Genomic DNA, 13,256 nt, shown 5'->3' with positions numbered 1-13,256 from the left:
CTTTACACCTTTCACGTTTTGCCAAAGTGTAAAGTGTAAGGTTTAAAGTGAAAATTTAGTTTGATCGAGGCTAGCATGCGTCAGCGCAGTACTTCTCAAAAAGTTCTTATCGTGATAGCCGGTTTTATGGCGGTCTGGTTGGGCGCTTATTTTCTGTATCAAAAACCTCACGCCGAAAAAACGTTGCCGGGTTTGAGGGCGCGTCTCGGCGGAGGCGGCGCTTCGGCGGAATTTTTGAACGCCAAAAAAGCGGCGGAATATTATCAATATGAGATTCGGCGCAACCCCAAGGTGGCGGAGAATTACGTCCAGCTCGCGCACATCTTTTTGCAGGAAGCGCGCGTCACTGGCCGTCATCATGAGTATTTTCCTCAAGCGCAAGAGATGCTCGAGGATGCCTTGCGCTTGCGTCCGAATCATTTTGAAGCCCTGGCCACGAAAGCCGCGATGTTGTTGACGCTGCACCATTTCGAAGAAGCAAAACAACTCGCCGAACAGGCGCAAACGCGCGCGCCTCAAACGGCATTTGTGTACGGCGTGTTGTGTGATGCGTTGCTGGAGTTGGGCGACTACGAAGGCGCGGTCAAGGCGTGCGATGAAATGCTCAGCCTCAAACCGGATTTGCGCGCGTATGCGCGCGCGGCGTATCTGCGTGAGTTGCACGGCGATCGCGAAGGCGCCGTGCATGTCATGCGCATGGCATGCGACGCCGGCGTCTTCGGCCAGGAGAATCGCGCGTGGGCATTATATCAATTGGGCAAGCTGTATTTCAATCTAGGCCGGCCGGACACTGCGGCTTATATTTATCGCGGCATTCTGGAGGAACGCCCCAATTATGCCTATGCCCTGGCAGGGTTGGCGCAAATCAGCAGCGCGCGCGGAAACGCCGAAGAGGCCATCGACCTGTTCAAGCAAGCGTATCGCGTGCTGCCGGATCATGGTTTTCTCGAATCGCTGGCCGGACTTTATCGCAGCAACGGCCAAACCGAAAAAGCCGATGAGATGATCAAACTGGTGCTGGAAAACTTCGCGCAGCATGAAGAGCAGGGCTGGAACATCGATCTCGAGTATGCGCGCTTTTGCGGCGACCACGATCTCAATCTCGATGAAGCCTTGCGCCGCAGCAAGCGCGATCATGCTCGACGCCCGAACAACATTGATGCGCTCAGCGTGCATGGCTGGCTTTTGCACAAAAATGGCAAAACGGCTGAGGCGCTGCCGCTGATGGAGCAGGCGATGCGCCTGCGCACGCCTCGATCCGAAATCTATGCGCGCGCCGGTCTGATGGCGCAGGCTTTGGGACAAAATCAAAAAGCGATCAACTATCTCGAACAAGCGCTGGCGCTCAATGCGCATTTCTCCACGGCGGAGATTCGAGTGGCAGAACAAGCGCTGGCGGAGTTGCGGCGTGGGAACAAAGTCAGTTGAGTGCCGGCGACTCTAAAATCGAGGTGAAGCTTCAGTGAATAATTACACCTCAGTGCGATAATCCGTTTTCATAAACATAAAGTGGCTGATCAAGATGAAGGCGTGACACGCATGAAAACGAAACGCTGTTTTCCAGATGACGTTCTCGCGGCCATACACAAAGCTTTGGTGATCGGCATTCGCGCCGGCAGCAAGCCGCACCGTTTTATCGCGGTTTGGGCGGTGGTGGTCGAAAAGCGCGTTTTTGTGCGCTCGTGGAGCCACAAACCGAACAGTTGGCATCGAGTGTTCCTCGAAGAGCCGCGCGGTGTGATGCAAGTCGGCAATCAAGAGTTCGCCATAAGAACCGTGCAAACGAGAAGCGATCGCCTGAAAGATGCTGTCAATCGCGCCTATCTCGAGAAATACAAGACACCCGGTTCCATCAAGTATGCGCGGGATCTTTGCCGCGCCAAGTCGCGAGCGACAACCACGGAGTTGATCCTGCGCTAGGGTGTCGCCGAATAACTCAAGCCTTCAATATCTTTCCAAATCCAACAATTCGTATCCGGCCTTGCTGCGCTCCATTATTTTTTTATAGAGCGAGCAATAATCATGATTGCGATTGAGATAATAACCCTCCTCGCCGGCTAGCCACACGCCTGACCATAACGGCTCGTCACCATCTTGATAAACGTCGACCTCCGCGAGTCGCATGCCTTGCGCCGCCATTTCCTCCCATTTTTTATGAAACCCCTCGGAGTCGAAATTTTGCCCGAGCGCGTATTTGCCGCTGCCTTCACGGAACACCCCGGCCCAACGCTGCTGGCCGCCCACGGTATAGGTTTCCAAATCGAGGAGATGCAGGCCGTCATTCGACATCTCCTGCCATTTTTGATGAAAACCATCGAAATCAAAATCACGCCACAGGGCATACTTGCCGCCGCCTTCGATGAACACACCCGCCCACTGGCGTTTGCCTGCGTCCTCATAAGTTTCAAGATCGATTAGACGCAAGCTGTCGTTCGACATCTCCTGCCATTTTTGGTGAAACCTGTCGGAATCGAAATTGCGCCACAGCGCATAGCGCCCGCCTTGCTTGTTGAAAATGCCGTCCCAGCGCCGCACGCCGTTCTTCGCAGTAAACGTTTCAAGATCCACGAGCCGGTAACCGGCATTCGATAACTTTTGCCATTCTTCGTTGAAATCGTCATGATCATATCCCTTGCGAATGACTTGATCGCGATTGCCTTTGCGCCAGACGCCGGCGTACTGATAGTCAGATTTATCCTCAGCATTGCAGTTCCACGCATACTCGCCCGGTGAAAGCGCTACGCCCAGCGCCTGAAGAATTTTCTTGCCCAGAATTACCGGGCGCGCCCACTCCGAGTTACACATGACGGCAACACCTAATTTGCTTTTCGGAACTACGACATAGTACGTTGCGGTTTTCGTCTGGCTGCCGGAATGCGCGACGCGGCGATTGCTGCCGTTTTCTTCGATGCCGAATCCGTAGCTGTAATTGGAATCCGCCTGTTTTGTCCACATCAACTCATAAGTCGAGTCGTGCAACATTTGCCGGTTTGCCAGGCCTTTGACGAATCGGGTTACATCGGTGATGGTGGATTTGAAGCCGCCGCCAGGGAGTTTCCAGGTGACATCATCGTCGTCACGGCGCTGAATGTCGCCGTCGTCATCTTTATAATAACCGATCACCTCGGCTGAGCTTGCGCCAAATACGTAATCCGGCTTGAGCGTACTCATACCCAGCGGCTGCGCGATGTAATCATTCACCAACTGCACATAGCCCTTGTTGTATGCCTGCATGCCGGCGTTTTCCACCACCGCGCCCGCGAGGATGAAACCAAATGTGCTGTAGTGATATTTTGCGCCCGGCGTAAACATCAAGGGTGATTCCTTAAAAATATCCACGGCCTTTGCCGCATTCCAGGCTTGATTCTTGGGGTAATTTTTTTCCTTATCCTGCCATTCCGCATAGGCCGAATCCATTTGCGCATAATGGCCAACGCCGCTGCGATTTTGCAATAACTGCGCGACCTTGACGCTCTCATGCGGATAAGCGCCAATGTATGATTTCGCTGAAGCATTCAAATCGAGTTTGCCGTTTTCACGTAATTTCATGGCCACCACCGCTGTCAGCGATTTTGACATGGAAGCCCAACGAAACTCCGTGGAAAGCGTCACCGGTGTGCGCGCCTCCCAATCTTTATAGCCATAACCCTTGAGAAACGCGATTTTGCCGTTTTTGACAATGCCAACCGCTGTTCCGATCATCTCCTGTGCAATCATTTCATCAGTAATGATTTTTTCGATCTGCTGCGCAGTGGCATGGTCGAGCGGTTCTTCAACCGGGCCGCAGGAGTTGGAATTGCCGAGCAGCAAAACGAAGCATAGCAATAAAAGTATGGAAGTGAATTTATGAGATTGCGTCATAACGGCATTCCTCACGGAGAAGTCGGCTTGACAGATTTTTATTTTGAAGAGGCATTCGCGGCTCTTGCGCGCCGAAACCCGCTGATCTCCGCCCCGATTTGATCCTGCACGCGGCGTACGCCGCTGGCGGAACCCAGAAAATGCTGCATCATCATCGCAAACGCAATCTCCTCCCCCTCTGCAGTCGTGGTGTAGCCTGAGAGCGAACTGACCCCGCTCAGGCTCCCGGTCTTCGCACGCAGAATGCCCGCGGCCGCCGTACCTTTCATGCGATTCGCCAACGTGCCGTCTACGCCCGCAATCGGCAATGAGGTGAGAAACTCATTGCGTACGGAGAAATCATTCCACATTGCAATCAGCAGCTTCACGATATCATCGGGGGTGATGAGATTGTAGCGCGACACGCCCGAGCCGTCCGCTAAATTCAACGCGTTGGTGTCGACTTGCGCGCGCGCGAGAAACCGGCGAATCACCGACATGCCCTTTTCGCCCGTGCCCGGCCGGCCGGCGCGCTCGGCCGCCACCACTTTCAACAACAACTCAGCGCTCAAATTATCCGAAATCTTGTTGAGATTGATCAACAACGGCATGAGCGGCGCGCGATGCTCGGCCAGCGTCACAGCTTTTGCGGGACTCAGGCCGCGTTGCACGCTGCCGTTAAATTTGATGCCGTTTTGCAGCAACAATTCACGCAGGATTTGTCCGGTAAAAACTTCCGGCTGCACGACGGTGCGCTCAAACGTGCGCGGCTTCGCATCGAGCGCCAGCGCGCCATCAATTACAAAAACATTCGACCCGCGCCGTTCAACGGAAAGACTTGGCAGCCGCAACGAATCCATCTGCGCTTTGCTTGCCGCCGTCACACTGGTGTTGATGATATCCGTATGCGGCGTGTTCGGAACGATCTGTATCTGCGCGACTTCCCCGACTTTCGCAGCCGGAGAAACGGTAAAGGAAACAATATTATCATTCACCGCCAGCGCGGAAAAGCGCTCGTAATCATCGTCCCACATCCAGCCCGCGCCCCAGCGCACGTCATCAAAATAATAATCGTCGCACAGCAAATTACCGCGAATCTCGCGAATGCCTTTCTGCGCCAGCGTTTGCGCCAGGCCGAACAAATCATTCGTGTTCAAATCCGGATTGCCGCGGCCCACCAGATAAAGATTGCCATGAATGATGCCGTCGCGCAAAGCCGCGGAATCGCAAACCAGGCTGGTGTTGAGTGTGAAGTCTGGACCGAGCAGTTTCAACGCGGCAGCAGAGGTGAGCAGCTTTTGATTCGAGGCGGGATGAAACAGCAAATGCGCATTGCGTTCGTACAGTACCTCGCCGGTTTTCAGGGAGACGATCTTCACACCCGGCGTCGAACGCGCCAGCGCAGAGTCGGCGAGAATGGCGTCAATGCGCCGCCGCAAGGCCGCGACGGCTTTTGTGTCTTTTTCATTCAATCGAGTCCCGCCCGCGCAGCCCAACAGGCTGACCGCAGCCAGCGCGATAATCAAATACCGTTTGATAAACAAACTTATCATTTCACCTCACTCCAAGAATCTCAAGAATTGTCATCAACCACCGGTTCTGTCATCCAGAAGGAATCTGCCATGTCACCTCACTCTGAGAATCTCAAATACTGCCATCAACCACCGGCCCTGTCATCCAGGGATCCTGTGAAGTACTCGCGACAACGCAAGGAACTTGCGAAGTACTCGCGAGCGGGCAGTTGCTTCACCAGAATCTTTCAGAATGACAGTTGCGGTGTGGATGCCAGCGTCAACCTTGCGAAATGCGTTCGATTAAGACAACGCCAAAATCGTCAAGCACCCCAGCGCCGGCGGCGTCAACTCCGTGCGATGAGCCGCCATGAATTCAGCCACCGCAGAAACCCGCACCGCCAGCAATTCGGTAAATTCCTCGGCTTCGCTGGCGTGCTTCACCAATTGTTCGAGTTGCGCCATTGTGCAAGTGATGCGCGTCAAAAAAATGATGTCCGGTTTCAATGTGATGGGATGTTCGATGAGGCCGCTGCAGCATTCGACCTTTACGTCCTCGGGCTTCAGGCCCAACTCGGCCGTGACTTCATCGGCGATGGCAGCAAACAAATCCGGCTTGCCGGCGCGCACATGCAGATTGGGATGCGCATGCCCGCCAATGACGTCCAACATGCCAGGTGCTTCACCCAAATGCAAGCTGCGGCGGATGATGGGCGTATAGCCATCACTGGTGATGACAATCGCGCTGACGCCCAGGCCGCGCGTCGCTGCGGCTTCGCCCATTTCCTGGAGATGAGCATTGTTGTAAAGTTGATCGCGATAACAGGTTCGCGTTAAACTCATCTCCAAGAATTCCGGGCTTGCTGAAAATTTCTCCAGCCGAAAAAGCTCTCCATTGTAGAAATGATTGCCGGAAGTTTCTGCCAACTCCTGCCAAAACGCCTCAGCGCGTTCGGCGTGCGGCGGCGGCAAGACATGAAAATGATCTTGGAAATTGATTCTCACTTGACGGGGCAGCCAACGGCCCTGACAAAGCAGACAAAAAAGAGGTTCAGAATCTTTCATGAAGAAGGCGTGATGGCACTCGCAGATTTATGTTGTTTCGCAGCAGGTGCCTTCGACAGGCTCAGGCACCAGCCAGCAACCAGCCAGCAACCAGCCAGCAACCAACCAGCAACCAACCAGCAACCAACCAGCAACCAACCAGCAACCAACCAGCAACCAACCAGCAACCAACCAGCACCAACCAGCAACCAACCAGCAACCAACCAGCAACCAACCAGCAACCAACCAGCAACCAACCAGCAACCAACCAGCAACCAACCAGCAACCAACCAGCAAACCAGCAACCAGCCGCCAGCAACCGTCATCAAACAAACACCTTGTGTGCCTTTGCCAGCTCGGCCGCAGCGGGCGTCACCTTTGCGCCGGCAGGAACTTTCATTCTTCTTTTTTCCAGAATGGCGCGGCGCACGTCGTTTTCGGTGATCAATTTCGCGGCCGCCTCCACATTCTTCGAATGGCCGGTAATATAGACTTTGTCGCCATTCGTGAGTCCCGCCGCATTGGCCTCGTCAGTGTCCAGGTGAAAATCGAGTACAAAGGAAGGATCGACACGGATCAAAACATTATCAAAAATAACGCCACGATCTTCACTGCCGGCCGGCAGCATTTTGGGCAGCGGCGTAACGATGACGCGGTCACGATCTTTCACGCCGAATTTCTTCGCGTCTGCGGGACTCATGTGAATGTGGCGCTGCGGAATGATGATGCCTTCACTTAACACAACTTCGCCCTTCGGGCCAATCAGCCGCGCGCCTACCGAGCCTTTCAAATCTCCGGAATAACGCACCGGCGGATTGAGGCCGAGGGTGACGGCATCGGTGCGGGAGATTTCCAGTTGCGTTTGGCCGCGCGCCGGGCCAACCACGCGCACGCGCTCGAGCCTGCCTTTCGGGCCGACGACATCAACGGTTTCATTTGCAGCAAACTGACCTTTTTGCGAGATATCGCGCAGCTTTGTGAGCTGATAGCCGGCGCCGAAGAGTCTTTCAACGTCAGCTTGGGCGAGATGAAAGTGGCGATTGGAAACGCCAACGGGAATGGTGAGGGGCATGGTATGATTTTATCGGCTATTGCGAATATCGGCAATGATCTCATCTGCCGTACGGTCATCCTGCCAAACTCCTGCGAATTGATCACACAGTTTTTGGCCATTCGGGAGCTTGGGAAGGCGGCACAGCAAAAAGTCGCCGAAATCCAGTAACTCGTGTGCCTTGCTCTCTGGCAGAACACGAAGCAGTACGTTGTTGCGTTAATTTGTATGAGTATTTTGATTTGTCATTCCGTCGGAATCTTGTGAAGTATTCGGCGCTGTGCTTAATACTTCACAAGATTCGTCTGAATGACAACTCGAAATGATACTTTTTCAGATTGAGGTAACAGTACACAAGAGTGCTTAATCTCCTGCCCACGGCTTCAGCAGCTATTATTGATTTTGTTTCTTCAATAGCGTGCTTCTATTTTCAAACGACGGCAAAACCTAGCCGTCTTGAGTTTAAAATTTTCCTAATTTGACACAAGAAGTTGAAAAGCGCAAGGGGAAATCCTCATCACAGTATCCTCACTCAAACGTCCACAGCTCCGGAATGCTGCTGAACGCAATGCGCGTGGGTGCGGCGTGTTTGGAGGCGTGAATACCGCCGAAGTAGACGACGTCGTTGCCGTATTTGGCGTTAATGGCATCCATCGCCTGCGCAAGCTTGCTGCGCTTGGGATCTTCGAACAGCGAGAGATTGTGCAGCTCGTTCGGCACAAGATCGAGCAAGGTCACGCCCACCGCCACGGGATTTCCTTGCGGCCGTTGTTGCCATACCTGCGCCAAGGCTTCGAGCATCGTCAAGGTATCCTGGCATTCGACCATGCTGATTTGTTCCGACCACCCTTCTTCCCAACTGAAGCGGATATTCACCGCCAACACACCCGCCCAATAATTCATGTGCCGCAAACGCGCCGCGGCTTTGTGCACGAGTTTTTTCGCCACGGCATATGCGCCCTCGTCGTTGCGCAATTCCGGCGGCAACACATGCGAATGCCCGACCGTGCGGCGCTGCGTCGCGATCTCCGGCAAATCATCGCCGCGCAGCCAGTGCCAAAAGCGCTCGCCGATAATGCCGCCCCAAATTTTGCCCATCTCGATTTTAGAAAGCGCGCAAAGCTGCTTGACAGTATAAACGCCGTGTTTGAGCAAACGCTTGTTCATGCGTGCGCCGATACCCGGCAAATCCTGCAATTGCAAAGGATGAAGAATCCCGGGCAAATCTTCGGCGCGAATCACCACGAGGCCGTCGGGCTTCTGCAAATCCGTGGCGACTTTCGCCAAAAAGCGGTTGGGCGCAAGGCCGACGGAGCAGCGCAGCGTGCTGCCAACTTTCTCGCGCAGCGCTTGCTTGATTTTCCGGCCAAAGGCCAGTGCCTTCTCAAGCTCGCGCTCTCTTCCAATCAACCGGCAAGCCATCTCGTCAATCGACAACACCGCAGCCACCGGCAGGCAGGATTCCACCGCCTGTACGATTTTATGATGGTATTCGACATAAACGCGATGCCGCGCTTCGACCAACTGAATTTGTGGGCAAAGCTTTTTGGCGTCGCGCACGATGGTGCCGGTTTTAACGCCGAAGCCTTTGGCTTCATAACTCGCGGCGATGCAACACGTGCTGTCCGTCATCACCGGCACCACGCCCACCGGTTTGCCGCGCAGCTCGGGCCGCAGCTCTTGCTCGATGGAGGCAAAATACGCATTCAAATCGAGAAAGAGCCAGCGCAACGGAAGATTGTTCTCGGAAATTGGCATGACGCCACAAAATAATCATTACGATATAAATAAAAAAGCCTGCAATTCAAATTGCAGGCTTAGGCACAACTCACACAATGGGAAAGGAAACAGCAAGTGTATATGTAAAAACAGCTTCTATTTTTGTGCTAACATGGCGCGATTCATCATCAACGGCTCCAGCTTCATCTTCAATTGATTCGACAAGTCCGTCACCATCTGCAACACACTCTCGCCGGAAACTTTTTCCGCCAGCAGCAATTCGCCGGAGTGTGTTTCGAATACCTGCACGTCGAAGCGCAGGGTGTTGCCGTCGCGCACGATGCTGCCGCAGAGCATCAGATCGGAGGCGGTATGTTGCGCCACCGCGCGCGCGAATTGCAGATTCATGCCGGCAGGCTTGCCGCCCGCGGTTTGCATGGCGTCTTCAAGTTCAGCGCGGCCCAACACCTGCAAACCGTTCACACCCTGCATATCAGTAATGAGCATGTCCGTCAAGCCGGCGGCGAGCCAGGCATCGCGTTCATCTGCCGTGCGATTATCAAAATAAGTCACCAGCAGTGAGGTTTGAGCCGATGCTTCCGTGGAATTGGTTCTGCGTTGCAGCGTATCCGGCACGATTTGTTGAATCGAAGCGAGCGAGGCGGAGGATAAGCCGCGTTGCGAGGTGCCAGGCTGAAAGAACAGCGCCGGCAGCAAAATGCCGAGGGTTACTAACGGCAACGCGCGGCGTAAATTTGGGCGGGAAGTAATCGGCTTGAAAAAGTGGCGGAAATTTTTGGGCTGCCCGTTCAGCGCCGGCGGATGCGCAAGCGCGCCGTTCGTGGATTCCCCCACGAGATAGGGCTCAAAGACCTGGGTTTCGCTCACCTGCAATTTTTCATGGCGGCTGGGCGCAATTTCGATGGCGGCATGCCCGAGCGGCTTTATCAAAACTTTGAAGACTTCAACCTTCTGGCAGATGTTTTTCAATTCTTGCGGGCCGAAGTTGACCGCAACGATGGTGAGCTTGGTTTTGACCATTTCATAAACTTCGCGGGTGATGCAAATGCCGCTGGGTTCGGCCAAGGTTTGCAGGCGCGCCGCGATGTTGACCTCGTCGCCGAACAAATCGCCGTCCACGATGCGGACTTCGCCGAGGTTGATGCCCATGCGCACGTGAATCTGATCCGACTCGGGCTTGTCGAAGTTGTAGCGCGTGAAGCGTTCCTGTGCTTCGATGGCGCATTGCACGGCTTCCACCGCGCTGTCGAAATCCATTAAATAACCGTCGCCGGTGCTCTTCACGATGCGGCCGCGATGCTTGCGCACGAGAAAACGCATGATGCGATTGTGGTCGCGCAGGAGTTTGAGCGTGAAGCGTTCGTTTTCGCCCATACGCCGGCTGAAACCCTTGATGTCGGTGAACATGATCGCCGATAGCTTGCAGGAATTGTTTTTGAATCCCGACATCTCGGAAACGGGTTGAGAGTTGTTATTCGAGTCCATGAATTCTCTCTCTATGACTTGGCAGAATTAGTTGCGATGGATTGGCTCACAGCGCTCGGGCGGGTGGAGGGACACCGGCTTTCAAACTTGGGCGCGGTCGCGCAATCCCTACTCACGTACCGCCCGGTCAATTTGCAAGGCCTGTGCCAGGGCAATGTGCCAATATAATCAAAAGCTTAGAACACCGATTATTTGTTCAAATTTGTCTGATTTTGAGACGCCCGAACTGCTTGATACAGCTTCCAAAATTTTGATTTGACTTTTGCCAATAAGCATGACAAATTGAGCAGACGCAAAACCGCACGTAATTTTCTCTCGAAATTTCTCTCGCGCTTTGCGCGAGGCCGGCGAGATGGAAAAACACTAGATTGAAAGGCCGTTGCGGGATGAAAATAATTGTCTTCTGTTTGTTCATCGGTTGCGTGGTTTCGAGCGTTTATGCGCAAAAAACCGGAACCATTGCTGTGGCCGCTGCCTCGGATTTGGTTTATTGCCTGGAAGAATTGAACGCCGAATTTCAAAAAACTCACCCGCACGCCGTTCTGAAAGTCTCCTTTGGATCTTCCGGAAATTTCTTTGCCCAAATTCAACACGGCGCGCCCTTCGACGTTTTTTTGTCCGCCGACATGAAATATCCGCGCGAATTGATCAAGGCCGGGCTGGCGGATTCGAGTAGCTTGACGATGTACGCCGTTGGGCGCATCGTTTTGTGGACGATTAAAACCGATATTGACGTGGCGGCGGGGTTGCAAATCGCGCGTGAGGCACAGATCAAAAAACTGGCGCTTGCCAATCCCGAGCACGCGCCATATGGCCGAGCCGCCAAAGCCGCGCTGGAACATTATAACCTGTGGGAAACTGTCCAGAAAAAAATCGTGCAGGGAGAGAATATCGCGCAAACCGCGCAATTCGTGCAAACCGGCAACGCTGACGCCGGCATTGTGGCGTTGGCGCTGGTGCTGTCGCCCAAATTGTCACGCCTTGGCAGTTTTTTTGAAATCCCCGAAACCAGCCACCCTCGTCTGGAGCAAGGCGCGGTGTTGACGAATATTGGGAAGGAAAATCCCCTCGCTAAAACTTATCTCGACTTTCTGCGCTCCGCACCGGCGCGCGCCATCTTCAATCGCTACGGCTTTCGCCTGCCGGAGTAAGGGGAGGCTTGCTTGCAGATTTTAAGCGGCTTATCGCCGGAATTGTGGCAAGCCTTGTGGCTGACGTTGCGCCTGGCATTTGTTGTCATGATTTTGCTGCTGCTGGTGGGCACGCCGCTGGCCTATGGCTTGAGCCGCAGCAAACGGCGCAGCGCAATGATCCTGGAAACGCTGGTCAGCCTGCCGATCGTGTTGCCGCCGACCGTCATCGGTTTTTATTTGTTGATCTTGTTTTCACCGCAACGGCCGTTCGGCGAGTTTTGGGTGAAGCTGACCGGGCAAACGTTGACGTTCAGTTTCGAGGGCTTGGTCATCGGCTCTGTGATTTACAGCTTGCCCTATGCCGTACAGCCGATTTTAAGCGCCTTCAAAGCCGTGCCGCCGGAATTGCTGGAGGTTTCACTCACACAAGGCGCAACACGCTGGCAGGCGTTCCGGCATGTCATGCTGCCGCTCGCACAGCGCGGCATTGGCGTCGGCGCGATTTTAGGATTCGCGCACACGCTCGGCGAGTTCGGCGTGGTGGTGATGCTCGGCGGCAACATTCCCGGCAAAACCAAAGTCGCCTCCATCGCGCTTTATGATGAAGTGCAAAAACTCAACTATGATACGGCGCACACCTATGCTCTGCTTTTGCTGGTGATAGCGTTTGTGATGTTGCTGGCAATAACGATGATTCAAAGAAAAATCGAGCATAACGCCTGAAAAAGCCGCGCCAACCTCAAAATCTTGCAGATGAGATTATTCCGTTTGCTGGATCAGCATTTGATTTCTGAAGTGCTTTACACCCTACACCAAATCAAGGAGGTTCTTATGCGTCGTTTCACCCTCATGATTTTTGCCCTGCTGAGTTTGTGCGCCGCCGGCTTTGCGCAAACCACAAACAAGAAGTTGACCGGGCAAAGTTTTGCCGGCGAAATCACCGTTAATGCCGCGCCGCAAGCGGTGTGGGCGGTGTTGACGGATTTGCCCAAGCTCAGCAGTGTGATGAATTTCGGCTATCAAGGCCCGGCAAAAGCGCTGGCCAAACCCGGCGACAGCGTGCAGTTGAAAGTCTGGGGCGATACCGGCACGTTCATCTTGATCTATGTCAAGCCGAACAGCGAGCTGCGCTTCGTGTGGGAGCCGGATAATGCCACCTACATTTGCCAGCAGCGCTGGCGCGTAACTCCCGCAGGCAGCGGCGCCAAAGTTTCCATCGAAGAGCGCTACACCGAGTCCGGCCCGCAAACCGACGCTGATATTGCCGCGCAAGTAAAGGCCTATAACGAAGCCCTGGCGCGCTTGAAAGCGAAGTGTGAGGGGAAATAAAATTTTGAGGGTACAGCGATAAGCATTTATTGGGTTTCGCGGCCAATCGTTTTTACAGCATTTTTTCAATTGCGCGCACAGGCATTGTAGCCTTTCTTTCGGGGTACTGCTGCAAACGTGAAT

At 54.0% G+C, this 13,256-nt stretch carries 12 protein-coding genes; 5 read left to right on the top strand and 7 right to left on the bottom strand.

What is annotated here, in order from left to right:
* Positions 1-75: 75 nt before the first annotated feature.
* Positions 76-1,428, top strand: coding sequence for a tetratricopeptide repeat protein (locus FBQ85_07480; protein ID MDL1875000.1), 1,353 nt, complete (start codon positions 76-78; stop codon positions 1,426-1,428).
* A 111-nt stretch (positions 1,429-1,539) separates the two neighbouring features.
* The gene (locus FBQ85_07475) at positions 1,540-1,920 is read left to right on the top strand and encodes a DUF2255 family protein (GenBank protein MDL1874999.1); all 381 of its coding nucleotides are present in this window, start codon (positions 1,540-1,542) and stop codon (positions 1,918-1,920) included.
* A 24-nt stretch (positions 1,921-1,944) separates the two neighbouring features.
* On the opposite strand, the gene FBQ85_07470 is transcribed toward FBQ85_07475, so the two are convergent.
* The 7 genes from FBQ85_07470 to FBQ85_07440 form a co-directional block, all read right to left on the bottom strand.
* On the bottom strand, positions 1,945-3,861 hold the full coding sequence (locus tag FBQ85_07470; protein MDL1874998.1) for a beta-lactamase family protein: 1,917 nt from the start codon (positions 3,859-3,861) through the stop codon (positions 1,945-1,947).
* A 38-nt stretch (positions 3,862-3,899) separates the two neighbouring features.
* Positions 3,900-5,393 carry a D-alanyl-D-alanine carboxypeptidase/D-alanyl-D-alanine-endopeptidase gene (gene dacB, locus FBQ85_07465; protein MDL1874997.1) on the bottom strand — a complete coding sequence of 498 codons (1,494 nt, stop codon included), beginning with the start codon at positions 5,391-5,393 and terminating at the stop codon, positions 3,900-3,902.
* Positions 5,394-5,654: 261 nt separating this feature from the next.
* On the bottom strand, positions 5,655-6,356 hold the full coding sequence (locus tag FBQ85_07460; GenBank protein MDL1874996.1) for a hypothetical protein: 702 nt from the start codon (positions 6,354-6,356) through the stop codon (positions 5,655-5,657).
* A gap of 121 nt (positions 6,357-6,477) precedes the next feature.
* Positions 6,478-6,681, bottom strand: coding sequence for a hypothetical protein (locus FBQ85_07455; protein MDL1874995.1), 204 nt, complete (start codon positions 6,679-6,681; stop codon positions 6,478-6,480).
* Positions 6,682-6,720: 39 nt separating this feature from the next.
* Complete coding sequence (pduL, locus tag FBQ85_07450) at positions 6,721-7,467, bottom strand: phosphate propanoyltransferase (protein MDL1874994.1); 747 nt, start codon at positions 7,465-7,467, stop codon at positions 6,721-6,723.
* Positions 7,468-7,974: 507 nt separating this feature from the next.
* Positions 7,975-9,204, bottom strand: a complete 1,230-nt coding sequence (locus tag FBQ85_07445) for a DNA polymerase (protein MDL1874993.1) — start codon at positions 9,202-9,204, stop codon at positions 7,975-7,977.
* A gap of 117 nt (positions 9,205-9,321) precedes the next feature.
* Positions 9,322-10,671 carry an adenylate/guanylate cyclase domain-containing protein gene (locus tag FBQ85_07440; protein ID MDL1874992.1) on the bottom strand — a complete coding sequence of 450 codons (1,350 nt, stop codon included), beginning with the start codon at positions 10,669-10,671 and terminating at the stop codon, positions 9,322-9,324.
* A gap of 386 nt (positions 10,672-11,057) precedes the next feature.
* On the opposite strand from FBQ85_07440, the gene modA reads away from it, so the two are divergent.
* The 3 genes from modA (at position 11,058) to FBQ85_07425 (ending at position 13,133) form a co-directional block, all read left to right on the top strand.
* Positions 11,058-11,822, top strand: a complete 765-nt coding sequence (gene modA / locus FBQ85_07435) for a molybdate ABC transporter substrate-binding protein (protein MDL1874991.1) — start codon at positions 11,058-11,060, stop codon at positions 11,820-11,822.
* Positions 11,823-11,909: 87 nt separating this feature from the next.
* Complete coding sequence (gene modB / locus FBQ85_07430; GenBank protein ID MDL1874990.1) at positions 11,910-12,527, top strand: molybdate ABC transporter permease subunit; 618 nt, start codon at positions 11,910-11,912, stop codon at positions 12,525-12,527.
* 30 nt (positions 12,528-12,557) lie between these two features.
* Entirely contained in the window at positions 12,558-13,133 is a 576-nt protein-coding gene (locus tag FBQ85_07425; protein MDL1874989.1) for an SRPBCC domain-containing protein, read from the top strand.
* Positions 13,134-13,256 lie beyond the last annotated feature (123 nt).

Source organism: Cytophagia bacterium CHB2 (assembly GCA_030263535.1).
Lineage (GTDB): Bacteria > Zhuqueibacterota > Zhuqueibacteria > Zhuqueibacterales > Zhuqueibacteraceae > Coneutiohabitans.
Note: the sequence above shows the minus strand (reverse complement) of the source record. Positions and strands in the feature narration are given on the sequence as shown.